Below are 26,488 nucleotides of genomic sequence, written 5' to 3'. Positions count from 1 at the left end.
AATAAGTGACCGGGATTCCTGTTTTATCAACCAGTTCTAGGCCTGTGTACTGGTGCAGTGTTTACTTTTGGGCATCTTCAGAATTACCCAAAGTTACCTTGATTTCTTCGGTAGAATTTCCACGCTGAACTTTGACAGTGGCAGTGGAGCCGGCTGCCTGTTCGCGTACCGCTGCGGTCAATTCCATGGCTTCGCTTATTCGCTTACCGTTAAATTCGGTGACGACGTCGCCCTGTTTGAGCCCTGCTTTATCGGCAGCTTGTCCGCTAACGACGTCTTTGATAACTGCTCCGTCTCCAAAGGTATCCGAAGAATCATTGTCTCCAGGTGAGGTTGCTACTGAAGCACCCAGGTAGCCGTGGGTGGCATGCCCGTTGTCAATAATTTCTTGAGCAATTCGGCTTGCGGTGTTGATGGGAATGGCGAACCCTACACCGATGTTTCCCGAGGATGAGGAAGAAGATGACGAACCCGCAGAAGCAATTGCCACGTTAACACCGATGACCTCGCCTTGAGCGTTGACCAGCGCACCGCCGGAGTTACCGGGGTTAACCGCCGCGTCGGTCTGGATCACATTGATGGCAATACTGGACTGGGTCTGGGACTTCTGACTTTCTTGACCAGGAATTTCAAACTGAAAGGGTGATTCTTGGGAGCCGTAGTGATCCGAAGATCCTTCTGAGTTATTAGGTGCCGCTGAGGATGCAACTTCGATCGTACGAGAAAGGGTGGAGATAATTCCATCGGTGACGGTATTCTGCAACCCCAGGGGTGCGCCGATAGCCAACGACGTATCTCCTACGTTCAGTTTGGATGAATCTCCCAAAGTTGCTGGGGTGATATTCATTCCTGCCGTATCAATTTTGATGACGGCAAGATCGCTCGTGGGGTCGGTTCCAACCAAAGTTGCCTTCTTGACAGTTCCATCTGACATCTGAACTTCAATATTGGCGTTATTAGCCGCGCCATCGAGGGTCACTACGTGTGTATTAGTCAGAATATGGCCTTCTCCATCTATGATGATGCCCGACCCAGACCCCTGCCCCGAATTGCTGGTTACCCCGATGGTAACGACCGACGGCGTCGCCTTAGCAGCAGCAGCGGTTACTTCATTGACTGAGTCCGTGTTATTGACAATAGTTGTGCCCGGATTCGTGGTACCCACCGTTGAGATACCGTTATCTGAGAGCAGAGCCGCCCCGGCTCCTGCACCGCCGCCTACGAGCGCAGCTATTAAAGCAGCACTAAGTAAAGCACCGGTTGAGTGTTTTTTTCGTGAGGTCGGCTGTGCTTGGACGGGCGTACCGTAACCCTGCCCGGTCCACTGGGACTGAGCCGAATAGGATGGTTGCTGCCCATACTGGGGATTCTCCTGATACCGACCGTCATACTGCTGGGTTTTCAGAGGAACGGTAGGGTCCGACGTTTGATTCCAAGCTTGTCCCTGGGCATTTTCAGTGGAGCCGTGAGCTCCCGGTGTATTTTGCACTCCAGGATTCTGATTCTCGCCCCAGGGGTCTTGAGTCATTGGATGAATTCCCTTCATATAAGAATAGTGGCGGCGTCAGTTGCCGTATTTCATGAATATGGTTCAACTATCTCGCACTCTACTGTGATGACTTTGTGTTTATTCTGTAAGTTTACTGAAAGCCAATTGTTGATTTTTGCAGGAAAGTGCGCCAGGGGCGAATACGGTGAATTCTCCCGTAACGGGTGCCACTTACCTCTAGAATATTGACTAAAGATTCTTAGTGCTCGCACCAAGAGCAGGATCCCCTTTTAGATCGAGAGGTCTCATGAAACTTCAACCTTCCGCCCGCATCGCATTAGCTTCTTGCGCCTCAATTGGAATTTTGTTTTCTGCACCGACTGCTTGGGCTCAGGCACCTATGGATTTGCAACCCTCGGTTCGTGTTGAAGACACCACCGGTGCTCTGGGGAATACTTCGGGGCTCAAGAATTCCATATCCCAGTTAGCAGATGAACATCAGATCAATCTGTTTGTGGTGACCATCGATCAGTTTGAATCGCCCTCAAATTCTGAGCAGTGGGCTCAAAAATTTGGTTCGATGAATAATCTGGGGAGTAACGATGTCCTCTTGGTCATCGCCACCGACGACCGTCAAGCATATTTTGCACCCGGCGGCAATGGGCTCCTCTCTACCTCGGATGTCAACGAGATCTATCAGAACAACATCTTTCCTCAGCTCAAAAAATCTGATTATTCAGCAGCTGCCTCAGCGGCTGTGCAAGGAATTGATGAAAAGCTCTCAGGTGGCGCTACTACCTCTGATAACGGTAGCGGATCTGTTGGCGGTGTAGCAACCAGTGTGGGCGTTTTGGGTGGTGTTGCAGCGCTTGCTGTCGGTGGCGCCTGGATGGTCAGTCGACGTCGTAAATCTGCAAACTCAAATTCTGCTCCTGGGCAGTTCGACCGTCCACAGACCCAGCAAACTCTCGTCCCCATCCCCCAGCTGCGTAAAGAAGCGGGGAACATGCTGGTGCAGGTGGACGACGCTATAGTCCACTCTGAACAAGAGGTTGAGTTCGCACGCTTGCAATACGGAGAATCAGAGGTCGCTCCCTTCGTGACAGCCATTGAGAGCGCTAAAGCGCATATGCAACGCTCCTTCCAGTTGCAGAAACAACTCGATGACACGATTCCGGATACCGAAGAAGAACAGCGCGCCTGGCTGGGAGAAATTATCAGCCGCACCAAAGACGCCTACCGCGCGCTAGAAGAGCAGAAGCAAAACTTCACTAATCTGCGCCAGTTAGAACAAAATGCACCGCAAATTCTCCAAGCTCTGGAGGGTCGCTTCAGCGAGACAGAACAGCTCTTTCCTACCGCTGAACAGTCGCTGGAGAAAATCCGCTCGCTGTACGCCGACTCGGCGGTCACTCCGGTTGCCGATAACGTTCAAGAAGCTCACAAACGTTTGGACTTCGCTCGAACGAGCATGAGCCAGGCACAGACTCATATGGATTCCAACAGATCAGAAGCTGTACTAGAAATTCGTGCTGCGGAAGAAGCTGTTGGCCAGGCCAAGGGACTTCTTGAATCAGTCACCCACCGGGAGCTGGAGCTAGCAAAGACTAAAGAATCGCTTGATTCGGCAATTTTGGTTGCCGAGCGAGATGTCGCTCAAGCACGCGAACTCTCCAAGTTTGCCAATACAGGCGAACTTGCCGGCGCTGCCGCCGGAGTTTCTGCCGTCATCGATCAGATCCGAGCCGAATCTGCCGCGCCAAAATCCGATCCCCTCGCTTTGAGCCGCAAACTGACCGAAGTACGTTCTGACCTTGATAGAGCACTCAATAATGTGCGCGAGGTTCAAGACCGCCAACGAGCAGCAGGCGATACCTTACAGCACACTCTCGTATCTGCTCAGGCGCAAGTTTCTTCTGCCTCAGAATATGTATGGGCTCGTCGCGGCGGGGTCAGCGCAGAAGCACGCACCAAGCTTCGCGAAGCAGAACGAAATCTTGCAGAGGCTCAGAGCTTGCAACGCACCGATCCCATGGAAGCTCTGAACTATGCCAATAACGCTATTCGTTTAGCGAACGATGCACAGAATCTCGCTCAGGCCGATGTCGATTCTTTCACCCGCAGCAATATGGGTTATGGCAATCGCGGCGGGGTCGATTTAGGTTCTGCCATGCTCGGCGGCATCTTGATGGGTTCTCTCTTTGGAGGAAATCACTCAGGCGGCGGTATGTTCGGTGGCGGCGGAGGCTTCGGAGGGGGCTTTGGCGGCGGAGGCGACTTCGGTGGCGGGGGCGATTTTGGCGGCGGCGCCGGTGGCAACTTCTAAGACTGCACCCGTGCGCTCAGTGTGAACATTGCCTGAGAGTTCCCTGAAACTCTGCACGTTCTCAACCTTTACCTGGCACAATAAAAATATACATATTCATTAATCTCTAAGGAGTTTAAGTTGGTCAAGCAAACCATTTTCAGCCGTATTGCTCAGCTTGCGAAGGCTAATATCAACTCAATTATTGACGCTGCAGAAGATCCCCAGAAAATGCTGGATCAGATGGTACGCGATTACACCAATAACATTGCTGAAGCTGAACAGGCAGTAGCTCAGACTATTGGTAACCTCCGCCTCCTCGAAGAAGATTTCGCAGAAGATCAGCGTGAAGCTGAGGAGTGGGGCAACAAGGCTCTGGCTGCGTCCAACAAGGCAGACGAATTCCGTACCAGCGGCGATACCGCCAATGCTGATAAGTTCGATAATCTCGCTAAGGTTGCCCTGGGCCGCCAGATGCAGGCTGAGAAAGAAGCAGCTTCCATCAAGCCCCAGATTGAGTCACAGACTCAGGTCGTTGAGCAGCTCAAAGACGGTCTGACCAAGATGCGCGAAAAGCTCCGTGAGCTCTCCTCCAAGCGTGATGAGCTGGTGGCTCGTAGCAAGAACGCATCAGCACAAACCCAGGTCAACGACGCTTTGAAGTCATTCGATGTCATGGATCCTACCTCTGAAATTTCACGTTTCGAGGAAAAGGTACGCCGCGAAGAAGCCATGGTTCGTGGTCAGCAGGAGCTGGCATCCTCCTCCATCGATGCGCAGTTCAACGATTTGGAAGAACTCGGCAAAGAAACGGAGCTTGAGGCTCGACTTGCTGCGTTGAAGAACAAGAACGCATAATTTAGCTTCTAACGCTTTCTATACATGAGGGAGGCTCTCGCGTCTGCGAGAGCCTCCCTCATGTATATGAGCTTTAAGCCTGAGAACCCAACTGAGATTTAATACGATGAACCAGCATATCCAGCGCTACCAAGTTTGTTCCGCCCTCAGGGACGATGATGTCCGCGTATCGTTTGGAGGGCTCAACGTAGAGCTCATGCATGGGCTTGACGGTCTCTAGATACTGGGTCTGTACAGATTCGATGCTACGCCCGCGTTCGACGACGTCGCGCCGCATACGACGGAGGATGCGCACGTCGGCGTCGGTATCCACAAAGAGTTTGATGTCTAGACGCTCGCGAATTGCGGGCTCAGCAAAAATGAGGATGCCCTCCACGATGATGATGGGACGGGTCTGCACCATCAGTGTTTCTTCGGAGCGGTTGTGGTCTGAGAAATCATAAACGGGGCACTCGATGGTTTGCCCTTCGATGAGCGCATCTAGCTGTTTGACCAAAAGATCGTTGTCGAATGCATCCGGAGCGTCGTAGTTTAGCAAACAACGTTCTTCGTAGGTGAGGTGATCGTTTTTCTTGTAGTAGTTGTCGTGAAAAACTACGGCAACTTGTTCTTCAAACGATTCGATGAGCGCTCGGGTGAGCGTGGTTTTACCAGACCCGGTTCCCCCGGCGATACCAATAACGAGTGGACGCACTTTTTCTCCTCTAGACTCTCGTTTTCTCTATTGTGGCACGATTTAGAAACGGAGATTTACGGTAAGAGAAGAACGGGGAAAAATCAGACACGTTTCTCACCCTCTTCCTTCAGGTCTAAATAACCTTTACTATTGGTTGCTAATAGCGTTTCTTCTCTGAAAGCACTCCATGTCACTGACAAAAAACGAACGACTTGATCGACTCCCTTTTACTCGCAAGCATTCTAAGCTCCTCATCGGCTCCGGCATTGGCTGGTCACTCGACGCCATGGACGTAGGGCTCATTTCCTTTGTAATGGCGGCTCTTACCGTCCAGTGGGGTTTGACCCCAACTCAGACTTCATGGCTGGGATCCATCGGATTTCTGGGCATGGCCATTGGCGCATCGCTAGGTGGTCTGCTGGCAGATCGGTGGGGACGGCGGCAAATCTTTGCCGCAACACTGTTAATTTACGGTCTTGCCACGGGCGCATCGGCGCTGGTGAGTTCTCTGGCTGCACTCATTATTTTTAGGTTCGTGGTGGGTCTGGGACTGGGCGCCGAATTACCGGTTGCTTCCACGCTCGTCTCAGAATTTGCCCCCTCACGCATTCGCGGGCGCGTTGTGGTTATTCTGGAAGGTTTTTGGGCAGTGGGCTGGATAGCGGCTGCCTGCATCGGGACGTTCGTTGTCCCTAGTTCAGAGAATGGATGGCGGTGGGCACTTGCCATCGGCTTAGTTCCCGCTGCCTATTCCATGGTGATACGATTGGGACTCCCCGAGTCAGTGCGCTTCTTGGAAGCGAAGGGAAAAGATGCCGAAGCCGAGAAAATAGTCCGCGCCTTCGAAGACTCACCACCCCTCTTTTCGTCTTCCCGTATCGTGCAAAAAACAGCAGAACCAGCCTCCTCCTCGCCGAGCAGTGCTCACAGCGACTCCTCCATTACTTCGATCTGGCACAGCTCACTTCGTTCACGCACCATCGCGCTGTGGATAATCTGGTTCTGTATCAATCTTTCGTACTACGGCGCTTTTACATGGATTCCATCGATTCTCCATGCCCAGGGTTTTACGCTGGTGAAATCCTTTAGCTTTACCCTCATCATGACGCTCGCTCAGATACCCGGGTATGCGGTCGCAGCTTTTCTGATTGAACGCTGGGGACGACGCTCCACTTTGGCTGCTTTTCTCATCGGCTCCGCTACTGCTGCCTGCTTCTTTGGAGTGGCATGGAATGAAGCAACCCTCATTCTGGCTGGCTGCTTACTTTCCTTCTTCAATCTAGGTGCCTGGGGAGCGCTCTATGCAATCGGGCCAGAGCTGTACCCCACCAGTGTACGAGGTAAAGGAACCGGGGCAGCGGCTGGTTTTGGACGTATCGCTTCAATTGCAGCGCCACTGATTGTGCCCCCGCTCCTTGCTTGGGGCGGGATGAATGCCCTCTTCTGGACGTTTGCTGCGGCATTTGTGCTAGCTGCGGCAGCGTCCTTTGTACTGCCAGAACTCAAAGGACGTACCTTAAGTTAAAGCGTTAGGGTATGCCAAAAGGACCGGTTCAATCGAACCGGTCCTTTTTTCTCTAAAAATCTAAGGATTAGAGGGGGCGAACTTCGCTAGCCTGCATGCCCTTGGGGCCACGCTCTGCGGTGTAGTCTACTGCCTGACCCTCTTCAACGGTGCGGTAACCGCTGCTCTGAATTGCTGAGTAATGGAAGAAAAGGTCCTCTGAACCGTCTTCAGGCTGGATGAATCCGTAGCCTTTTTCGGAGTTGAACCATTTTACTGTGCCGTTAGCCATGTTTTTTGTATTACTTTCGTTATGACCTCGAGAATGAGGTCGATTGCTCCATATCGATCTTCAGATATGGAAGTGAGAACACTTTTTGTTCTCTGGATCAGTTTCTCCGCCTAGAACCTTCTGGGCGTTGAAGAGAATCATCACCGATGAGGTAATAGGAATTTTTACAAAAACAATGACATCGAAGAGACGATGTTGAATCCGTAGAAATGCGTATCAACCAAGATTTGACTATACACGACATTCTTCAGCTTTGTAAGCCGTCTAAGAAAAATAGTCGCCTTTGTACCTCAGAAAACCTCTAGGTCGCGGGGTAAAAGAAGACAAAAATAAAAAAGACCCAGTCCCTAAGAACTGGGTCTTTTTATCAAGTTGCGGGGGCAAGATTTGAACTTGCGACCTCCGGGTTATGAGCCCCAATTTGGGGCCAAGTAATAACCACAATTCTTTTACTTCAAAAAAGTGAACCCCACGATGTACATCACCTCTAAGACGAGGTGAACTAACAGTGGAATTCCGTAACACCCAAACAAATCTCTACGCCATCACCGTAACGCCACAAGGCAGTGAGCACCCCATCCTCACCACCTACGCATCCACCCAAGAAAAAGCACGCGCCATTGAACGCTCCTACGACAGATGCTACGGCTGGGGAAAATACATCGTCGAGGTTCACCGCCCTAATGAGTTCCTGGTCAAAGAACTTATAAGCCAAGACCAAAAAACACTCAACAACCCCCGCGCAGGCAAATACGAACGGGCACTCGGCCAACTCCGAACCCGAAACGGCTACCAGCCCTACATCGGTTACGACGATCCTATTGATATGTCCTGGGTTTAGTTCCGCTCCCGTAAATTGAAAACAAACAAAAAACAAAGGAACAAACCCATGCCCACCCAATACCCCGCCGAACTCAAAACATGAGCCCTACGCCTACTGGCCGACCACCTCGAAAACAACCCCGACACAGGCATCTACACGCACCTGCCGAAACATCGGAGAACGCCTCGGCATCGGCCCCGATACTCTGCGAAAATGGCACAAACAAGCCGAAATCGATGCTGGCAGCACCCCCGGCACCACCACTGATATGGCAGCAGAAAACCGGCGCCTGCGCAAAGAAAACGCCGAGTTGAAGCGAACCAACGAAATCCTGCGCACCGCCCCGGCTTTTTTCGCGGCAGAACCAGGCCGCCCAGCCCGATCATGATCCGCTATATCGATAGGTATAGGAATCGTTTCGGGGTTGAGAACATCTGCACCGCACTACAAGAAAACCTAGCTGGTGGTTTCATCACCTCACGCGGCTACCGCGCCGCTAAGGCTCGTGTTCCTGCTGCACGTACTTTGAAGGACCAGCTTCTGATTCCTGAGCTGATGAAAATCCACTAGGAAAACTATTCAGTCTATGGTGTGCGCAAAATGTGGCACGCCATGAACCGGGTCGGCTGGAACATCGGTCGGGATCAGACCTACCGGCTGATGAAAATAGCCGGTGTTGCTGGTGCTCATCGGGGTCGTAAGCCTGTCACGACTCGGGCTGCTACAGTGGTTGATGACCGTCCTGATTTGGTGAATCGGGATTTTACCGCCACTGCCCCGAACCGGCTGTGGGTAGCTGATTTCACCTATATCAGGACGTATTCTGGCTTCTGTTATACGGCCTTCATTACTGATGTGTTTTCCCCGGAAGATTGTGGGTTGGGGTGTGTCTTCGACGATGCATACTCTGGGGATGCCTTTGATGGCTTTGAAGCAGGCTTTGTTCCAGGCGAAGAAAGATGGTTCTGATCTAACGCAGATTGTGCATTATTCTGACAGGGGGTCACAGTATGTTTCTACTGGTTACACCCAGGATTTGAAGGCGTTGGGTGTGCAGCTGTCGGTGGGTTCTACTGGGGATTCTTATGATAATGCTTTGGCTGAGTCCGTCAATAGTGCGTATAAGGCGGAGATGGTCAAGGATCGCCTGTTTGATTCTGTGGCTCGATTGGAGTTGGAGACGGCTGAGTGGGTGCGCTGGTGGAATCGGGTTCGGTTGCATCAGGGTCTTGGTTATCGGACTCCTCAGGAGGTGGTCGATGGTGCTTTAGTGGTCTTATAATTGTCGGAACTAAACCACGTACATATCAGGACAACCATCCCCTAGTTGTGTTATTCCGTGGAACACCAACACCCGCCCACATTGTTTTCGTTGCGAGTTATAGGAACGGGAGAGTTGAGCAGATTTGCTCCTCTCCCGTTTTCCATTTAAAGAGTAAAGAGAGTACACAGACTAGGTGACGCCTCGTAAAGACGCAAGTACAACAAATTGACGTAGAAACCCAGCCCTCAAGGGACTGGGTCTCTACATATCTAGAAATTTACCACCATAGATCCAGACGAAAGACCAGACCTAGTTGACGAAATTCATTGGCAAGTTGAATGTATTCTCGATCGAACCATGCACGCTGGTCTTGGTTGTAGAAACCATGGTTCTCTTCCGTGAAATTATCCAGAAAGAAAGAACACCAATGTTCATATCGCTGGATAAGTTCTGAAGAGAATTTTTCTCTAAAACCGTAATAAGGATGCAACTCATCAACCATGTAATCCACGAAAGGGTCCAGGGTGTAATTAGCTGAAAACATCGGTACATTTTCGTCAGAAACATTCATATCTCTATAGTGTCCCTAACAGGTTTTATTTCCCGTGGGAAATGATGTGATGACTTTACGATTGTTTGTAGAAACCGCCACACGGGGATAGATTGTTTTTTGGTATACCGGTTTTCTATTAACTTTTTTGAAGACTTGAATAGGAGTTACATAACAGCGAGTGGTTGAATTCTGCTGCCGACTATATGAAGGTGCCTGTAAAGCATTGATTGTTGAATACAGCATAAAATCATCCCAGTATCCAGCGAAACCTCCCTTTGCGTTATTCCAATCGCCTTCATGCCTGCTCCGAATGTGCACGTATCCGTTGTCTTTATTTCCGCATTTTAGATCGATATTCCCGTTATGTTTCGAATTGCGGATAGTGTAAACGACAGTATTTTCTCTACCAGCGTTGCATAAACCGATTTTTATGGGGTTCAGATAAAGGTTGCTCTCCGGAGTTGTTGACGTTGAAGAATCATGGTGAAGAGAATCTAAGTCCGAAGCTACTTCTCCTGCGAAGAATTTACTTCCTTCAGGGGCAGTTGGAGAGAAAGCTATAATATCTCCTTCTGCATATAGCTCTTCAACCTCTTCTTGATATGCAGATATGGACTGTTCTGCGTCGCTTGCTTCTGTTGAGGGGACATGTATGAGAGCTGAGCTGCGTAATTCCTTAGAGCTGTCAGGGCTGGAAGTGACCGTTCCAGCTTGGGCTAGACCTGAGGAGGTCAGAAGAAGAAGAGCTAGTGCAGAAGAAGACAACACCTTTGTTGTGATTCGCATAGATTTTTCCTCAGTTATCAATGAACCGAGGCTCAATTAAGCCTCGGTTCAAGTCTGTTGAGCTGACATTCAAAATGCAACAGGGTTAGCTAATATTTTCGATTGTTAAGCTCTTTTTTATTGCGCAATCCTATAAATCTCTACAGCCGAAAATCTAACCCCGAATCTTCCAGACCCAAATACATAGGCTCCGGAGCAACCTCAGCAACCGCAGTCCGCAAAGTACTCTCCCCCAGAACCTGCTGAATCTGAAGAACCTGATGTTTCTGGTAACGATTCAATTCATGGCCAGGGACATGATCATAGAACATAGGATTAGTCCTTCCCTCAGCCATCATCTGGAAATACACCCGAGTCTTACCCGAAGACTCAAAGTTTTCTTTCACATCAATCACCACAACAAGAACATCATGACGAGTCTGCAACAAATCTCCTGGTTGCAAATCAGAAACCTTAGCAGGCTCCAAAGCACCAACCACCCCGGCACGTTCCACCGCACACAACGGTTGCCGCACCTGAACAGACTCCTGTTTCCACAGACGCAAAGCCGAAGGCTCCAATACCCCCTCAAGCTCCCTCATACCAGAAACCAAAACAGTCCCATCAGACTGCGGCTGAACTTCCTCAACGTTGAGAATCTGACCCTCATAACCCATCACATCCCCAGTACGCACGCGACTAATCGAACGAGTACGCCAGTTCTGCTCAGCAACACCAGAATCAGGACTCATCTCCACCGTCACCTACGTATCGGGAGAAATACCAGTGGTGACCAACCCGCGCTCCGTGAGAACAGTAATAGCCACCGACTCCGGACTGAGCTGTTTAGTGCGCATCACGTTAAACCACTGCTGACCGTCAATTACCCTGTCCCCAGGACGAATTTGAGCACAAGCAATCCGTCGAGTCTCCGGATGCTCGTTCAACTCTCGACTGTAACTTTGGATCAGTTCTTCCGCACGAGGTACTTGCGTTACGCGCTCCTGAACAGGGCCGCCACTGACTCGATGAATATCCTCTTCACCATCAGTCACCACCACATGCTGATGACCATCTTCATCAGCAACAGTGACAGAACCGGCGATCTCCTCGGTGGTAGGCTCTACCGCCATCACCGTGCCACGAACATCAATAGTGGTATCTGTTGCGCACGTCTTGACCTTCAACCTGCACATCATCACCCACAGCCATCTCAGAAATATCGGCAGCCTCCAAAGCCAACACCGGGCTACTATCGCGGATCGTGGCAGCCAGAGCAATCGTCTGAGCAGCAGCTAACGACTCCACATAACAATGAGCACCCGCCTCAGCTTCTACTGCTAGATGCAGACCATCCTCATACGCCATATGCAGCACTCGACCAGAAACATTGACCCCCGTCACTAGGACGTTTTTCAGGTCAATAAATTCTTCACATACAGAAGGCAAAATCTTCAGATGCGCAGCCGTGATGTAATCTCCTGGTTCAATATCCGCTAGAGTAACACTGCCGAAAGTCTCCAGAACAGCATCACGGTTCACAGCCCACTCAGCACCCCCCAGAGTAGCCTCAGCTTGCTCCGCAGTAAGCACTCGAAACTTCTCCTGCGTCTCCAATGGACGAACATGAACAGTGAAATCTCGTTCGCTCTCGCGCGACACGGCAGAAAGTTCCACCGTCTTCTCCGCGGTATTAACACCAACAACTGTGCCCAACACACGCGGATACACCAAAGCCTCCGCAGAATTACCAAACTCAGTATCGGGACTGTTCGGATCAGCCACCGGCGAAGCATCAACTCCGATTTGAGCCAACACAAACTGACCCACATGAAGCTCCGACAAGGACATCAGACCGCCACCAGACTCACCGCCGCCGCAGACACATCACCATCAAAATCACGAATGAGCACCAAGGACCGCTCAAAAAGATGCTGATGCTCTACCGACAATTTCACCATCGCCAGCACCGTGCCGATACGCTCAATCGTCACCGAGGAATCCTCCCACGCCAGTTGTGGTTCATCCACCAGTGCGTCCTGACTCAACTGTAAATTTTTATACACTTGATCAGTTTTAGCCCGCGAATTATGCGCCCGAACCATCGAACGAGCCTGATTCACTGCCACAGCATTAATCCACTCAGCGAACGAACCGCGCTCTGGGTCAAAAGAATCAATTTTTCGTGTGGCTTGCAGGTACGTTTCTTGCACCACATACTCTGCATCAAGGAAAGTCAAACCCCACTTGCTCAGGTAAGACTTCACTGCCCTACGACTTTGTTTTAGCGCCTCGATACGCTCAGCAGTCCATACCTCTTCGGTTGCTTTGCTCATGATGACATCGTCTCTTTGCCAGTAGTAGGGCGGTAGGGCTCATCAACACCTACGCAAGCATGACAGCGCCCAGAAGCTACTATCGGTGTTTTTTAGCGGGTTAGACATGATTTCCTTTGCAGATGCTGATGAGTGATTTTTCAAAAGACACAATCCGGTCTATTTGTGTTTTATAAAAATGAGGCTTATTCAAAAGTATGCACACACCTCACACCCACCAACTAGACAACGGCCCCACCATAGCGGCAACCTTGAGGATAAATAACCACAAATATTCTCAAACCGCACCAGGAAGAACCGTTGCACCACCAGCGTACAACCGGCCTTACCGCCACGCAATTTGCCGCTCTACTGACAGCCCTGACCAACCAACTCATCTGGGGTAAACCAGGAGGAAGACCACCAGCCCTCACTCCAGCTCAGGCACTCAAAACCACTCTGCTCTACCACCGACACAATCTCACCGAAGAGCTACTTGCTGAAATCTTCACCGTCTCGCAACCTACTATCTCACGGACCATCAACACTATCGAAAAGGCGCTTGCAAAGGTCTTCAAACCTCTAGAACAGCCTTTGAAAATGAGCCTGGATGTACCAGGTTCTTTGGTTGTCGATGGAACTCTTGTACCCACCTGGAACTGGCGTTCACTAGGAAAAACAAATTTTTCGGGCAAACATAAACGAACCGGTTTCAACCACCAAGTCATCTGCACCCTCGATGGCAGGCTCTTAGTCATCACTGACCCGCTACCCGGGGCAAGGCATGATGCTCATGCTTTCAGAGCTCACGGGCTAGATCAGCTACTGGATTCCTCGACTCTGGCCGATAAGGGCTATATAGGCCTGGGGTTAGCAACCCCGACCAGGCGTAAGCCTGGTGTGAAAGTGCCTCAGGGTGTCAAGGATAATAATCGCATTATCAATAGATTACGGGCTGTGGTGGAGCGGGTTATCGCTCAAGTGAAGACCTGGCGGGTTCTTTATTCGGGGTTTAGGCGGCCGTTGAGTTTGTATCGGCAGGTGTTTTCGGTGGTGCGGGGCCTGGTGTTTTATGCGGCTGGGAGGACTTTTGAATAAGCCTCAATATGTGGGGAAATAAAAAACCGGTTATTGCGAACGAAGGAACCAGCCACCATTGAGTGTACTCACATTCAATGCTTGTGACTGAGATAGCTTCATCGAAGTTCACAATATTTCGCCCTCGAATACCGCCGGATATAGCTCACGTAAACGGTTCAGACGGTTGCGACCTGTGCGGTCAGAGACATCAAGAAAACGACCTGCCGCAGCTCCGGTAATCTTGACGCCTTCTTCTATTTGCTCATTGACCCAGCGTGCTAGTTTCTGATCTTCCTCGGGCAGCTCTTCGGCAGTTACCGCAGAGATCGCCTCTGAACTGGTTTCGGTTTCATCGTCAACAACCACCTCAGGCTCAGATTCTGAATCTACTGAAGAAACCTCTTGCGCAACAGAATCCTCTTGCTCGCCCTGTGGGAGAGTTTCTTCGGGAGTATCTGCTGTTATTTCCTCAACAACCCCAGTCTCAGAATCAGAAAAGTGCTGATGCTCCACACGAGGGTTAGCACTGATAGCTGACTGAGCCGGAACAGAAGCCACTGCGCTCACCGTCGGAGATGAGGTAGGCACCTCCAGTAACCTCTCCGCCAGAACATCATCCACTCGTCTCACAGAAGTCGTGCGCTCTTCTGAGCCAGCTTCGGGCTCAGTGTCTTCTTCATCAGGAACAGCAAAAGCCAATCGTGATGCTTCTTCCGTTGCCGCAAAAACCGCCACAGGAGCCGTAGCAGCAATACACGCACCAATCCACGACTGCAACACGGTCTGTCCCTCTCCGACGCTCAAAGCGTGAACCGCGTTAGCGACCACTGAAATCGTGGTGAACGCCCCGAGCGTGAACCAGGTCAGACCCACAGGTTCTTTACGGGATTTATGAATCACCGCAGCCATCGAATACGCCAGAATCGCAATGTCAATAAAAATTGGTACAGCCCATCGCATCCAGGTTGGCAGCCCTACCCAAGCGGCGACATCATGCAAACCATTGAACGAGACCATGAAAGAGGTGAGCCCCAATAGCCCAATCAAAATGACGGTGAACCAGAGGGTTCGGATAGAGTCCGGGTTGATCCGGTTCTGCCTAGTTCTGGGGATATTCTTCACAGGTGTTCCAGTTCTTTGATAATCTGTTTTCATAACTTGGTCTCCTAGAGTGTTGTATCTCGTAATTGCATAAACTGGTTTGACAAGTTTTTTCATGTGGCGATCTGCCGTGCAAGACGGATCGCCACATTTTTTATCCGCCAAACGCTTCATCAACCTAGCCCTGTTCATCTTCACGCAGGGTGGTCACGACCTCATCGAGCGTGATAACCGTGGAATCCACTGCGGTTGCTAGTTGCTCTGAATCTCCTAGCAAGTCCGGTTGTAGGTTGAAGAGTTTGAGCAAACCTGAGCCGGCAAGCAACGTATGCACGACCTGTTGAGCCATCTTCTGCGAAACACTCCCGGGGTCAAAAACTTGCCGATTATTCGCGGTCATAGCTTTCTTGAAGAGCTCTTCAAGCTCGGTGGAGACCTCAAGAATTTCTGGGAAGTACAGGTAATCATCTGGTGTATCTTCACCGCGAGGTAATTCCTCATTGACCGCCGTGATAGTGGTATCGAAGGGGTCAGTGGCTGCTCGTTGAGCTTTTGCAGGGGTAGCTGTTTTGCTCTCTGCGGCTTTGAAAAAGCCAATCCCTAGATCAGCTACGGGCAAGTCCAGTTGTTCATTAGGTACAGCCGCAGGTGCTTTTCGCACGAGCGCTTTGCGTGTGCGTCCATCACGTCCGATGGTTGGCAAGTCTTCGGGGAGAGCTCCGGCTTCTTTAGCTTTTTTGATTTCTTTAGCCACGCTCATATGCGAAAGTCCAACGACTGAGGCAATGGCGCGAGTGGGCATTCCTTCCTTGGCTAGTTGGTTGATGAAGTCACCGCGGCGGTGACGTGGCAGAATCCAGCGTTCTTCACCGATTTCACCGTCCAGGTACGCATCCCAGCTGGTGTAACCCATGGTGAGCCAGATGCGCTGGCTGTATGCCATCACGCACAGGCTCTGCAAGAGTGTGGCTGACTGGGGTAGGTCTTTGGTGATTTGCTTGGCTTGATCGAGGGTGAGTTCGGGGAGAACTTCTACCTCTTCGGCTGGCTCGAATACGGGGGTTTGCAAAAGTGCGCTCATGATATTTTCCTTTGAGAAATGGTTAGGATTGCAAGACTTTTTAGGGGGTAAGAATTCCAGCGAGTCGGTCGGCTCGGTGTCCAGGACATTCTCGCTCAGCCGAGTGCTCCATGTGGTGGACAGGGCAGGTAACGATACGGGGTTTTTGTTGTGACTGTTTATGCTCGATTACTGATTCAGCCAGGGAGGCAAGCTCGTAGAACTCTTTGGAAATGCAGCTGAAGGCGAAGGGTTGAGGGCTTCGGATATCTTGGGTTGCTCGAGAAAAAACGATCTGAATCATTTGAGCCAGCACATCATCATTGATGTGACCAGAATCGAGACCTGAGGATTTTTTGAGATTCATTCGAAGGTCTTGATGATTCACGCCTCGGGTAATTCTGCTGACTGGTGCAGGAGATTTTTTGAGGTTTTCGGTTGGTCGGTCAGTCTCTGAGTTATCCACAGGTTGCTCTTTTTTGACTGACTGACTGACTGATTAGAGAAGTCTGTGCGCGCGTTCCTATTAAGGCGGGAGTGTCGTTTATGTCAGAGTGACACCTAGCCTGTGTCAGATTGACACCTAGCCTCTCTGAAGGTGTCGGAGTGACACCTTGTGTGTTTGCCCCGGAATTACCGCTAAGTGTCAGAGTGACACCTTGTGTGTTTTTGGAGTTATTCACAGGCTGATTTTCTACTTCCACTTCTTCGATGGGAATCCCAAATCGTGCCTGATTACTCTTTTGAAGTTGCTTGAGTGCCTTCATAGTTCGCCACGGAGTTTTAGTGCCCCTATTCCAAAGATGAAGGACAATCAGGTCTGTTTGACGGCCGCCGAAGTCTGCATATGCGCGTCGTTCACGATGAAGCAAATCAGCCTGTTCGAACTCTTTGAGAGCTCGGATGACAGTGGATTTACTAGCGCACGTTTCGTGAATGATGAACGCTACGCCTTTATCACCTTCGTGATCGGGGATGTAACCGTCGTCGTCAGCTTGCCCTGCAAGGAAGCGGAGGATTGCTGTTCATCCTACGGCGCTGTTTTCGAATTCATGGGTACGAGCCCATTCAAGTGCTTTGCTGCTTATAGCTAGGCACCATTATGAGTGGTTGAAAATTTGACGTATTTGGTGAGTTCTTCAATTTCTACACCCATGAAATTAGCAATATTTTCAATCTCACTGGGTTTGAATTCAACTCGACCTCTAAGTCGGGAACTCATCTGAGCCTGAGAAATACCTAGATGTTGAGCTAGGTCTGTTTGGTTGATTTCGCGGCGGCTAACTTTGGCTCGGATGTTGCCCGCGATGGAATCTGCATAGGTCATACTCACACATTATCGGTGATACCGATAATGCGCAATCTTTATTTATCGGCTTAGCCAATAATTTTTCATTTTTACTTGCTATTATCCAGAAATACTTGTAGCTTGAAGGTATGGCAAAAACAATCATCACCCCCGCCGAAGCCGTGGGTAAAGAAGTAAAAATTTGGATGGCTCGAAGAGGCCTCAACCAAGGCGATATTGCTCGAATCCTGGGAGTTACTCAGTCATCCGTATCTGAAAAATTACGTGGGAAAATCGCAATCAGCATTACAGATTTAATTACCATTGCTGCTGCTTTAGAAATTTCTTTAGCCGACTTACTTGGCGAAGGCATCTTAAACGCAAAAATCCCCTCCACCGTTACAAACAATGAAGGGAATAAAGAAGAAGCCCCAATCGGCTTTATACCGAATGGGGCTTCTTACGATGTAGTTGCGGGGGCAAGATTTGAACTTGCGACCTCCGGGTTATGAGCCCGGCGAGCTACCGAACTGCTCCACCCCGCGGCGACTTCTATAACTATACACATGCCGTTAACCTGCTGCAACCTAAAAGCCCCCTTTGTAAGAGACAACACAAAAGCTCCGGGTTCTTCTCTCCTCAGAGAAAGAGAACCCGGAGCTTCATCTCCAGCGGTAGCGCGATATTACTCGGCTACAGCGCCCTCAGCTTCCATAGCCTGCGCTAGCGCCTTATTCAAACGGTCCTGAGCTTCACCATAGGCAGCCCAATCGCCGTCCTTCATCGCCTTTTCAGAATCCTTCATCGCTGCAGAAGCGTCCTTGAGCGCTTGCTGTAGTGACGGCGAATCGGAAGACTCATCCGGTTTATCCGAGGATCCCGTGTCAGCCTTCTTTTCGTCCACACCAGCGTCAGCAGCGGTCTGCGCGCCCGAGTCACCCCCGAATAGCTCGTTCAAAGCTTCTTCCAGCGTGGGCGCAAAGCCTACCTTTTCACCAAACCCAACGAGTACTCGACGCAAGGTCGGGTAAGAAGAATCGCCAGAGGATTGCACGTAGACCGGCTGCACATAAAGAATGCCATCTCCAACCGGCAAAGTCAGCAAGTTACCGTTGGTTACCTTAGAGGCGCCCTGACGCAACAGGTTCAGCTCGGTAGAGACTTCAGTGTCAGAGTTGAAGTTGTTCTGCGCCTGACCGGGACCAGGCACCACAGAGCTTCGAGGCAGCTCAAGCAATGTGAGCTTTCCATACTGATCTGAGACCTCGCCGTCCTTGCCGGTACCTGCATCGCCGTTGGCAGACATAAATCCGTACATGACGTTACGAGTGTTGTCATCGGACTGCTGCGGAATCCAGCTCGTCGTCAGAGAGAAAGCCCCTTGTTCTTCTTCAGGCATCTTCAATGAGAGGTAGTAAGGAGGCAACGGAGTCGCCTGCTCCACAGTGGGATCATTAGGAACTGACCAAACGTCGTCGCCTGCATAGAACGACCCGGCATCGGTCACGTGATACCTGTTCAGTACTTCACGCTGAACCTTGAATATGTCCTGCGGATAACGCACGTGATCCAACAGGCCCGCGCTCATCTCAGAAACCGGTTTTACGGTCTGGGGGAAGACCCCCTGCCATGCTTTAAGCACAGGATCTTGGTCGTCCCATGCGTAAAGGTCTACTGAACCGTCATAGGCATCAACCGTAGCTTTAACAGAGTTACGAATGTAGTTTACTTCCTTGTTGGGAAGGGCAGCGGCAGCACCTGACTGTGTCTCCGAATCGACGGTCGCCTCACCGAGCTCCTGCGACTGCGAGTAAGGGTACTGATCGCTGGTAGTGTACGCATCCACAATCCACACCACGCGGTCATTGACGATCGCAGGATAGGGGTTGCCGTCCACCGTAAGGTAAGGAGCTACCTTATTGACGCGGTCGGTAGGATCACGGTCATAGAGCACCTGTGACTCAGGACGAACGACGTCAGAAAGCAAGATATCCGAAGACTGGAACTTGATGGCGTACGCCAGACGGTTGAAGAAATTACCAATATTCGGGCCGCCGTCACCCTTAAAGGTGTACTTGGCGTCGGCATTTTCTTGATCGTTAGCAGTCTGGGGGCGGTCAAGCTCTAGCGCGTCGTCGCTCTCAGAGCCACCCACAATCGAATATTCGGGAGAGGTCTGCCCAAAGTAGATTCGAGGTTCATAGTTCTCGCTAATCTCGCCGGTTGCTGTAATGCCATCCTGCATAAACTTTGGCTTACCGTCTGCCTCAACCTGGTTCCCGTAAGCGGCAATCACGCCATAGCCGTGGGTGTAGACAACATGCTGGTTAATCCACGAAGAATCAGCATTCTGCGCAGGGTTCAATTCGCGTGCTGCCAGCACGGTGTCATGGGTTTCGCCATTGATTTTGTAGCGGTCCACTGCCAAGTTGTCATCAAACCGGTAGTAGGGGCGGAACTGCTGAAGCTGAGCGAAAGACGCCGATACTACGTTCGGATCCAACAAACGAATGTTAGAAATGGTCTCGCTCTCCCCCTTCAAAGCTCCGGCGTTGGTGGCGGTAGTTGCATCATAATTTTGCACATCAATGTTTTCTAGCCCGAATGCAGCGCGAGTTGAATCGATGTTGCGCTGGATATATTCGCTCTCCGCTGCCTGCTCGTTAGGAACAACTTGGAAGCGCTGAACAATCCAGGGGTATACGGCACCGGCAACTAGCGCCGCAATCAACATCACGGCAATACCGATGACGGGTAGCCGCCACCGGTTGGTCAAAGCCGCCACGATGAAGAACGCCGCAACCAAAACGGCAGCAATCGCCAAAATAGATTTGACGGGGATAATCGCGTTGACGTCGGTGTACATAGCGCCAGCCCATTTACCGGACTGGGACTGAGTAGCGGTGTAACGCTCCAGCCAGAACTGGGCACCGCGCAAAACCAAGTAGAGAGCCGCCAAAACCGCTGCATGCATACGGAAAGCGCGAGTAGTATCAATACTTTTTTCGTTAACTTTGATACCGCCGTAGAAGTAATGCATGACGATTCCGGCAAGTGCCGAAAGAATAACGACGGTGCTCAAGAAAGTAAGAAGCGCTTTCCAGAAAGGGAGGCTAAAAATAAAGAAGCCTAAGTCTCGACCAAATTCTGGATCCTTCTGACCAAATTCTCCACCGTTGAAGAAAAGAGCAACGGTTTCCCACTGGGACATCGCGCCACTACCGACGAACAAGCCAAGAATGAGAGGAATTGCAATCAGCAAAACCTTTCGCATGCTATCTACCGATTGACGGTAGCGATCCATGTTCTGGTTGAACATATCTTGGAACTCAGCAAAAGGATCCTGCCCCGGCACTCCCTGCCCAGGGGCAGTCTGCGAGTAAGGGCGATGGGGACGACGATTCGGCGCTTGAGGCGCCTGACCCTTTTTGTATGCAAAGTAAAGGCTTGCCCACACTGCCGCTGCAGTAATCAGCCCTGCTAAAGCGAAAAGAGCAAGTTTATAGAGGTTTTCTTTGACAAAAACATTCAAGAAACCCAGCTGGTCATACCAGAGAACATCGGTATAGATTTGCGTGCCAAACACAAAGAGCGCAATCAGCACTCCCACTATCACCAGCGTGGTGATAAGAGTGCTGTTTTTTCGTTGTGGACGGCGGGATTGGGGCGGGCTAGCTGCTCCGGTGCTCACATCTTCCTCGAAACTTCAGTGGTGTGCGATTTATATTCGCCGGTCTGACGGTGCCTTGGCACCGCACTTAGGTGTCTATCCATTGTGCCAAAGATAAAGGTGGCATGGGGATTTATTTCTTAATCGCGAAAAGCTTCCTGAAGCAGTTTCACTACCGCCCCAGCGAAATCGCGTTTATCACGCGAAGTGTTATTACCGGAAGAACCCTCAGATTCCTCAGGTCGTTCCCGCTAGCTGGAACACTGAAAGTTATACTGAAGCCATGTCTCATGATGCTCAGCTTGATGCAATTAAAAGCGGGTACACCTTTGAAGGTGCCACAGTAAATCTTGGCGTGGCCCTGAGCAACGGTGAACCTCAGCCAGATGTTCATGTCTCACTCCCCCTTGCCATGATGAACCGCCACGGTCTCATCGCTGGTGCCACCGGTACCGGTAAAACAAAAACCTTGCAGGTACTCGCTGAACAGCTTTCAGCCAACGGTGTGCCTGTCTTTATGGCAGACGTGAAAGGCGACCTCTCAGGAATCGCCGCCCCCGGCGAATCCAATGACAAGCTCGTCGCGCGGACGTCGGCGCTGGGTCAAACGTGGCAGGGCACCTCCTACCCCGCCGAATTCTTCACTCTCGGCGGTGAAGGAACCGGTGTTCCTATCCGCGCCACCATTGAATCATTCGGTCCAATTTTGCTCTCTCGAGTGATGGACCTGAACAGCACCCAGGAATCGGCGTTGTAGCTAATTTTCCACTACGCTGACCAAAAAGAGCTCGAACTCTATAACCTTGCCGATCTTCGTGCGGTCATCCAATTCCTCACCTCAGCCGAAGGCAAAGCCGAGCTGGAGAACCTAGGTGGAGTATCTAAGGCGCCTGCCGGTGTCATCCTGCGTGGTCTGGTCACCCTTGAAGCAGATGGTATGGACAAGTTCTTTGGCGAGCCTGAATTTGATACAGCCGAGTTCTTGCGCACAGCCTCCGACGGCCGCGGCATCATCAGCATCTTAGAGCTGGCTAATCTGCAGTCTAAGCCCCAGCTATTTTCTACCTTCCTCATGTGGCTGCTGGCTGATCTCTTTGAAGATTTGCCCGAAGTGGGCGATGGTGAAAAGCCTAAACTCGTTTTTTTCTCGATGAAGCACATCTACTCTTCAACGGTTCTTCTAAAGCGTTCAAAGAGGCCATCACTCAGACTGTGCGTTTGATTCGCTCTAAAGGTGTAGGGCTCTTCTTCATTACGCAGACACCTAAGGACGTACCCGCCGAAGTTCTGGGTCAGCTCGCTAACCGCGTACAGCACGCTCTGCGCGCGTTCACCCCCGATGACCAAAAGGCGCTGGTAGCAACAGCAAAGACCTTCCCCAAATCTGCTTATGATCTCGAAGAAGTGTTGACGACGGCGGGAACCGGCGAGGCAATCGTAACCGTCATGACCGAAACCGGCGCACCCTCACCGGTTGCCCTCACCCGCATGTACGCACCGCAGTCTTTCATGGGATCGGCTCCCGAAGCGCTCAGCGCCACCGTGAACAACAGCACGCTGAATACTAAGTACGCCACGGTGGTCGATTCGGTATCTGCTTTTGAGAAGCTCACCCAGAAAGCAGAAGCAACGCAGCAAGAGACCGCCTCCGCCCAGCAGAGTCAGGCTAATGATTCGGCAGCAAAAGAAGCCGAAAAGCGTGCAGCTGCTGAAGCTAAAGAAGCCGAGAAACGCGCTAAAGAAGAAGAGCGCGAGCGTCAGAAACGCAACGACGCCGTTATGAGGGTGGGCACCAACATTGCCACTACCTTGGGTCGCGAGATCGTGCGATCCATCTTTGGCACCAAGCGTTCCGGCCGTAAAGGCGGTCTGGGCGGCTTGTTCTAAACCCTGAGCCTATAAGAAATCTCCGCCCGAAAAATTCGGGCGGAGATTTTTTATGCTCTTGTTTTGATGCTTTTACTCAGCGGTGCAGGTGGGGAATGTGGAAGGATCCTCTCCTGCCCCAATCTTTTTCACGGCATCGGCTGCTTCTGTCAGATTGGAAACTTTCACCACGGACAGCCCCTCAGGAATATGCCCTACCACTTCGTCGCAGTTATCTGCTGGGGCAAGAAAAACCGTGGCACCGGCGTCTTTCGCTCCCACCATTTTCTGGGCGATACCGCCAATAGGCCCAACATCGCCATTGGACTCGATAGTTCCTGTTCCCGCGAAGTGAACGCCGCCGGTCATCTTGCCTTCGGTGAGCTCGTCAATGATTCCTAAGGCAAACATCATGCCGGCACTGGGCCCGCCTACTTCTTCTAGACCGTACTCGACCTTGAACGGGAACTCATAGGAGCGATCCAGCGCGAGACCTAGAAGGTAGCGGCCATGGTCATCGCTGCGCTGAGGGGTGATGGTCTCGGTGATTTCTTTACCATCTCTGCTGACGGTGACGGCAAGGGGCTTGTCGCGGTTCTTGTCTAAAATCTCAGCAATTTGCCCATAATTTTCCAAGGTTGTTGAGCCCAGTTTAAGCAAGATGTCGTCTTCTTGAATCTTTCCTTGACTGGGGCTATTTTCAGTCAGTGAGGCTACTTTCAGCTTTTCTTTCACCGGTTTACCCAGATAATTGAGGGCAGCTGCCTGAGCTATCTCCTGAGAATTAGTCATATCCGCAGTGTTTTGCTCAGCTACTTGCTCACTGGTGACGGTGGGTTGGTACAGCAAGTCCGATGGAAGTACCGTGCTGGTTGAGCTTAACCAGCTTGCCAGAGCAGGTACTGCGGTGAGGGTGGTGTTGGGACCACCCGCTACCGACACGGTCGTCATATCAAGATTGCCTGAAACATCATAGGTCTTAGCACCGTCAATTGAAATGAGCTGGTGACCCTCATAATCGCCAATGGTGTTAAAGGTGGGGCCAGGCTCCTCGGTCACGAAATCAACGGGAACCACAAAACCCGCTACCAGCAACAAACCTGTAGCCCAACCTGCAGTGGTGCGAGCAGATGGACGCCCGGTGCGTAACCGGGGTAACAGGCGGGAATTGGTAGATGCGGGATTTGATGAATCGCGGGAAGTCATTGTTCTAGGTTACCGGCTCGCCCAGGGTCCCTCGTAGATTGTGGTAGCGGATTCAAGCTGGTTGTTTGCTGTACGTTTTCATAGCTGTGGGCAAAACATTAGCCAGCACTCAGGCTCGTTGGGTAACGTAGAGGAAAATAATCACCAAAATATGTGGCAAGGAGAGACGTGTTATGGCTTCATCGAACAATTCACACGAAAACCACGACGGCTCCGATCCGTTCGAAGAATTTTTCAAAAAGCTCTCTGAAAATGGCGGGTTCCCTGGGGGTAATTTTGACCCTTCCGCCATGGGCATAGACCCTGACATGATGAAAAACATGGGTAGCATGCCCATTGATCCCGCTATGATGCAGGGTATTTTTGCCCAGGTGAGCGCCATGATGAGTAGCTCCTCGACCGACGAACCGGTGAATTGGGATCTTGCCCGTCAAACTGCGCGTCAGGTGGTATCTGCCGATGGCGACGCCTCTGTAACTTCCAACGAAAAATCAGCGGTTGCAGACGCCACCCAGCTGGCAGATCTTTGGTTAGACCCGGTGACCGCCTTTGAACGCCCCAGCTCTCAGACTGAGGCGTGGTCAAAGTCTGAATACGTAGAGAATACTTTTGGAGTATTCCAAGAAATTGCCGGCCCCATTGCCGAATCAATGTCTGAAGCCATGAATAACTCCATGGATTCACAGCTACCTGAAGAAATTAAATCTCTGCTGGGCGGTCAAACCAATATTCTCTCGGGAATCGGTGGCATGATGTTTGGCGCCCAAGCTGGTCAGTCCATCGGCAAACTTGCGGCAGAGGTAGTCTCCTCCACCGACGTCGGTCTTCCCATGGCAGAGGGACGCTCAGCGTTAGTTCCAGCGGGTATCAAAAATTTCGGCGAGGGGCTAGAAATCCCTGCCCAGGAAGTCATGCTGTATCTGGCGGTCCGTGAAGCTGCGCTGGTACGCCTTTACAAGGCAAACCCCTGGTTGCGCCAAGACATTATTGATTTGGTAAAACGCTACGCCCGCGGAATTCATGTAGATATTGAGAGAATGCAGGACGCCGCTCAAGAGATTGACCCTATGAACCCCGACGCCATGCAGGAAGCCTTCGCTGCTGAAATTTTCACCCCGCAGAATACCGAAGATCAGCAACTTGCCTTGGCGCGTTTGGAAACCCTGCTGGCGCTCGTAGAGGGCTGGGTAACTGTCATTACCGAGCAAGCTACCAAAAACCTGCCTATGGCGGCACAATTGGCGGAAACCATGAACCGCCGTCATGCCAACGGAGGACCTGCCGAGCATATCTTCGCAGCACTTGTGGGATTGGAACTGCACCCCCGCAAGAACCGAGAAGCCGCTAACTTCTGGCGTTCCTACGGTGAAGAACGCGGTAAAGACGCCCGCGATGAGTTGTGGAGCGCTCCCGAAACACTACCTACCGGCGACGAGCTGGATGACCTCGATGCCTACACGAAGCGCGTCGAGATGGTCACCGCATCTGACGACGAGTTCGACGCCGCTTTGGAGAAGCTCCTTTCTGGCGGCTACGACGAAGATCAGGCGTCTGAGCAATCTGAAACGGATAACGCTTCGGAAAACAAGAACTCCGATAAGCCCGACGATTCGGACTCAGATAAGGACTAGCAAGCTTTGGGATAAGGTATAAGGCCAGATCTCCACACTCGGGCACAGCAGTACGGTGAACTGGCTGGGTCTGGCACCAATCGCTTCACTGAGCGCGAGCGAAGCATGCGAGAAGGTAAGTTCACCGTTGCTGTGCGTGCTGGATGCTTATCCCCTTGAATCAACCCTTTAGTTTTTGGAATTTGAGCCCGGCGCTTAAACCTGCCAGATAAGCCTCTGCCTCCGCTTTTCGGGAGTAGAGGCTTTCTAATGCTCTAAAGCGTGCGCTGTGGTTGAGCTCGATAAAATGGCACAGCTCGTGATGTAACACAAAATCAATCACATATTCTGGGGCACCCTGCAAGACGTGGGAAAGGCGGATGCTTCCGCGTGAAGGGGTAGCAGATCCCCACCTCGTATTCTGATTAGTCACCCAACGGATACTGGTGGGGCGAGTCATCTTCGGGAGTCTTTCCATCAGCGCTTCGGCACGAGCTATCAAATATTCATCGCTGGCCCGCGCATCCTGCTGTCTCTTATTCCGCTGACGCTGTTTGAGCAAATCTGGGAGCAACTTTTGAATGTACTCCTGCACCTCGCGGGGGCTGCTGGTTGCAGGAACCATGAGCCGTGCTCGCCCGTCGTCGTCCATGCGAGCGCTCACCGTTTTCCGGCGCCGGGAGGAACGCACCACCACAATCTCCGGCATGGATTCAGTGGCAGGAATAACGCTTTCAGAAGTGCTTGAACGTGGCAAGGGCGG

27 protein-coding genes, 1 tRNA gene and 1 pseudogene are annotated in these 26,488 nt (G+C 51.3%); 12 read left to right on the top strand and 17 right to left on the bottom strand.

Translation table 11 applies throughout. The annotated features are described in order from the left end of the window. Positions 1-61 precede the first annotated feature (61 nt). Positions 62-1,528: a S1C family serine protease gene (locus IDM48_RS04095; RefSeq protein ID WP_238398041.1), complete on the bottom strand. Its 1,467-nt coding sequence runs from the start codon at positions 1,526-1,528 to the stop codon at positions 62-64. Between the two features lie 268 nt (positions 1,529-1,796). Between IDM48_RS04095 and IDM48_RS04090 the strand changes: the two genes are divergently transcribed. Further along, positions 1,797-3,815, top strand: coding sequence for a TPM domain-containing protein (locus tag IDM48_RS04090; RefSeq protein ID WP_190618158.1), 2,019 nt, complete (start codon positions 1,797-1,799; stop codon positions 3,813-3,815). Between the two features lie 120 nt (positions 3,816-3,935). Then, on the top strand, positions 3,936-4,652 hold the full coding sequence (locus IDM48_RS04085; RefSeq protein ID WP_068170522.1) for a PspA/IM30 family protein: 717 nt from the start codon (positions 3,936-3,938) through the stop codon (positions 4,650-4,652). A 73-nt stretch (positions 4,653-4,725) separates the two neighbouring features. Here IDM48_RS04085 and udk read toward each other — a convergent pair whose 3' ends face one another. After that, positions 4,726-5,346, bottom strand: coding sequence for a uridine kinase (gene udk, locus IDM48_RS04080; RefSeq protein WP_068170521.1), 621 nt, complete (start codon positions 5,344-5,346; stop codon positions 4,726-4,728). A gap of 169 nt (positions 5,347-5,515) precedes the next feature. Between udk and IDM48_RS04075 the strand changes: the two genes are divergently transcribed. Further along, a complete protein-coding gene (locus IDM48_RS04075) occupies positions 5,516-6,853 on the top strand; it encodes an MFS transporter (protein ID WP_190618156.1) in 1,338 nt (445 codons plus the stop codon). A 67-nt stretch (positions 6,854-6,920) separates the two neighbouring features. Here the strand turns inward: IDM48_RS04075 and IDM48_RS04070 are convergent, their stop codons facing one another. Further along, positions 6,921-7,124 carry a cold-shock protein gene (locus tag IDM48_RS04070; RefSeq protein WP_068170519.1) on the bottom strand — a complete coding sequence of 68 codons (204 nt, stop codon included), beginning with the start codon at positions 7,122-7,124 and terminating at the stop codon, positions 6,921-6,923. A 508-nt stretch (positions 7,125-7,632) separates the two neighbouring features. On the opposite strand from IDM48_RS04070, the gene IDM48_RS04065 reads away from it, so the two are divergent. The 5 genes from IDM48_RS04065 (at position 7,633) to IDM48_RS11820 (ending at position 9,229) form a co-directional block, all read left to right on the top strand. Beyond that, positions 7,633-7,965, top strand: coding sequence for a hypothetical protein (locus IDM48_RS04065; RefSeq protein WP_068170513.1), 333 nt, complete (start codon positions 7,633-7,635; stop codon positions 7,963-7,965). Between the two features lie 154 nt (positions 7,966-8,119). After that, positions 8,120-8,335, top strand: coding sequence for a transposase (locus tag IDM48_RS11835; protein WP_420803879.1), 216 nt, complete (start codon positions 8,120-8,122; stop codon positions 8,333-8,335). Continuing rightward, positions 8,332-8,517: a hypothetical protein gene (locus tag IDM48_RS11830; protein ID WP_083147259.1), complete on the top strand. Its 186-nt coding sequence runs from the start codon at positions 8,332-8,334 to the stop codon at positions 8,515-8,517. Before IDM48_RS11835 ends, IDM48_RS11830 begins: the two co-directional genes overlap by 4 nt. Positions 8,518-8,559: 42 nt before the next feature. Beyond that, on the top strand, positions 8,560-8,916 hold the full coding sequence (locus IDM48_RS11825) for a hypothetical protein (RefSeq protein WP_420803878.1): 357 nt from the start codon (positions 8,560-8,562) through the stop codon (positions 8,914-8,916). Next, a complete protein-coding gene (locus IDM48_RS11820; RefSeq protein ID WP_369796766.1) occupies positions 8,870-9,229 on the top strand; it encodes an integrase core domain-containing protein in 360 nt (119 codons plus the stop codon). The genes IDM48_RS11825 and IDM48_RS11820 overlap by 47 nt, the downstream gene beginning before the upstream one ends. Before the next feature lie 259 nt (positions 9,230-9,488). On the opposite strand, the gene IDM48_RS04055 is transcribed toward IDM48_RS11820, so the two are convergent. The 6 genes from IDM48_RS04055 to IDM48_RS04030 all read right to left on the bottom strand — a co-directional run bounded on the left by IDM48_RS04055 (position 9,489) and on the right by IDM48_RS04030 (position 12,865). Continuing rightward, a complete protein-coding gene (locus tag IDM48_RS04055) occupies positions 9,489-9,782 on the bottom strand; it encodes a hypothetical protein (protein WP_068171307.1) in 294 nt (97 codons plus the stop codon). A gap of 15 nt (positions 9,783-9,797) precedes the next feature. Continuing rightward, entirely contained in the window at positions 9,798-10,550 is a 753-nt protein-coding gene (locus IDM48_RS04050; RefSeq protein ID WP_068171310.1) for a hypothetical protein, read from the bottom strand. A gap of 140 nt (positions 10,551-10,690) precedes the next feature. Next, positions 10,691-11,281 carry a hypothetical protein gene (locus IDM48_RS04045; protein WP_068171312.1) on the bottom strand — a complete coding sequence of 197 codons (591 nt, stop codon included), beginning with the start codon at positions 11,279-11,281 and terminating at the stop codon, positions 10,691-10,693. Positions 11,282-11,293: 12 nt separating this feature from the next. Beyond that, positions 11,294-11,716, bottom strand: coding sequence for a hypothetical protein (locus IDM48_RS04040; protein ID WP_158004408.1), 423 nt, complete (start codon positions 11,714-11,716; stop codon positions 11,294-11,296). Continuing rightward, on the bottom strand, positions 11,679-12,380 hold the full coding sequence (locus IDM48_RS04035; RefSeq protein ID WP_190618154.1) for a hypothetical protein: 702 nt from the start codon (positions 12,378-12,380) through the stop codon (positions 11,679-11,681). Before IDM48_RS04035 ends, IDM48_RS04040 begins: the two co-directional genes overlap by 38 nt. Continuing rightward, entirely contained in the window at positions 12,380-12,865 is a 486-nt protein-coding gene (locus IDM48_RS04030) for a sigma factor (RefSeq protein ID WP_068171322.1), read from the bottom strand. The genes IDM48_RS04035 and IDM48_RS04030 overlap by 1 nt, the downstream gene beginning before the upstream one ends. 300 nt (positions 12,866-13,165) lie before the next feature. On the opposite strand from IDM48_RS04030, the gene IDM48_RS04025 reads away from it, so the two are divergent. After that, on the top strand, positions 13,166-13,942 hold the full coding sequence (locus IDM48_RS04025; protein ID WP_190616923.1) for a transposase family protein: 777 nt from the start codon (positions 13,166-13,168) through the stop codon (positions 13,940-13,942). Positions 13,943-14,050: 108 nt separating this feature from the next. Here the strand turns inward: IDM48_RS04025 and IDM48_RS04020 are convergent, their stop codons facing one another. From IDM48_RS04020 to IDM48_RS04005, 4 genes are all read right to left on the bottom strand, one after another. Then, positions 14,051-15,079, bottom strand: a complete 1,029-nt coding sequence (locus IDM48_RS04020; protein ID WP_190618152.1) for a DUF2637 domain-containing protein — start codon at positions 15,077-15,079, stop codon at positions 14,051-14,053. 124 nt (positions 15,080-15,203) lie between these two features. Further along, on the bottom strand, positions 15,204-16,106 hold the full coding sequence (locus tag IDM48_RS04015) for a hypothetical protein (RefSeq protein WP_068171330.1): 903 nt from the start codon (positions 16,104-16,106) through the stop codon (positions 15,204-15,206). Between the two features lie 40 nt (positions 16,107-16,146). Then, positions 16,147-16,551, bottom strand: coding sequence for a hypothetical protein (locus IDM48_RS04010; RefSeq protein WP_068171335.1), 405 nt, complete (start codon positions 16,549-16,551; stop codon positions 16,147-16,149). Between the two features lie 624 nt (positions 16,552-17,175). After that, positions 17,176-17,412 carry a helix-turn-helix domain-containing protein gene (locus IDM48_RS04005; protein ID WP_068171340.1) on the bottom strand — a complete coding sequence of 79 codons (237 nt, stop codon included), beginning with the start codon at positions 17,410-17,412 and terminating at the stop codon, positions 17,176-17,178. 110 nt (positions 17,413-17,522) lie between these two features. Between IDM48_RS04005 and IDM48_RS11815 the strand changes: the two genes are divergently transcribed. After that, positions 17,523-17,885, top strand: coding sequence for a helix-turn-helix domain-containing protein (locus tag IDM48_RS11815; RefSeq protein ID WP_083147272.1), 363 nt, complete (start codon positions 17,523-17,525; stop codon positions 17,883-17,885). Here the strand turns inward: IDM48_RS11815 and IDM48_RS03995 are convergent. Both IDM48_RS03995 and IDM48_RS03990 read right to left on the bottom strand, forming a co-directional pair. Beyond that, positions 17,845-17,918, bottom strand: a tRNA-Met gene (locus tag IDM48_RS03995). The two genes, IDM48_RS11815 and IDM48_RS03995, sit on opposite strands and share 41 nt — an antisense overlap. A gap of 140 nt (positions 17,919-18,058) precedes the next feature. Next, positions 18,059-21,064: a UPF0182 family membrane protein gene (locus IDM48_RS03990; protein WP_238398039.1), complete on the bottom strand. Its 3,006-nt coding sequence runs from the start codon at positions 21,062-21,064 to the stop codon at positions 18,059-18,061. A gap of 262 nt (positions 21,065-21,326) precedes the next feature. On the opposite strand from IDM48_RS03990, the pseudogene IDM48_RS03985 reads away from it, so the two are divergent. After that, positions 21,327-22,930: pseudogene (locus tag IDM48_RS03985) on the top strand (helicase HerA-like domain-containing protein). Between the two features lie 72 nt (positions 22,931-23,002). On the opposite strand, the gene IDM48_RS03980 reads toward IDM48_RS03985, so the two are convergent. Then, positions 23,003-24,115, bottom strand: coding sequence for a YlbL family protein (locus IDM48_RS03980; protein ID WP_190618150.1), 1,113 nt, complete (start codon positions 24,113-24,115; stop codon positions 23,003-23,005). 173 nt (positions 24,116-24,288) lie between these two features. Between IDM48_RS03980 and IDM48_RS03975 the strand changes: the two genes are divergently transcribed. Further along, complete coding sequence (locus IDM48_RS03975; RefSeq protein ID WP_190618148.1) at positions 24,289-25,746, top strand: zinc-dependent metalloprotease; 1,458 nt, start codon at positions 24,289-24,291, stop codon at positions 25,744-25,746. 160 nt (positions 25,747-25,906) lie between these two features. Here the strand turns inward: IDM48_RS03975 and IDM48_RS03970 are convergent, their stop codons facing one another. Beyond that, positions 25,907-26,482: a M48 metallopeptidase family protein gene (locus IDM48_RS03970; RefSeq protein ID WP_238398037.1), complete on the bottom strand. Its 576-nt coding sequence runs from the start codon at positions 26,480-26,482 to the stop codon at positions 25,907-25,909. Positions 26,483-26,488 lie beyond the last annotated feature (6 nt).

Origin of the sequence: Rothia amarae, assembly GCF_014705945.2 — a bacterium.
Taxonomy (GTDB): domain Bacteria; phylum Actinomycetota; class Actinomycetes; order Actinomycetales; family Micrococcaceae; genus Rothia; species Rothia amarae.
This window is presented reverse-complemented; position numbering and strand designations above follow the sequence as displayed.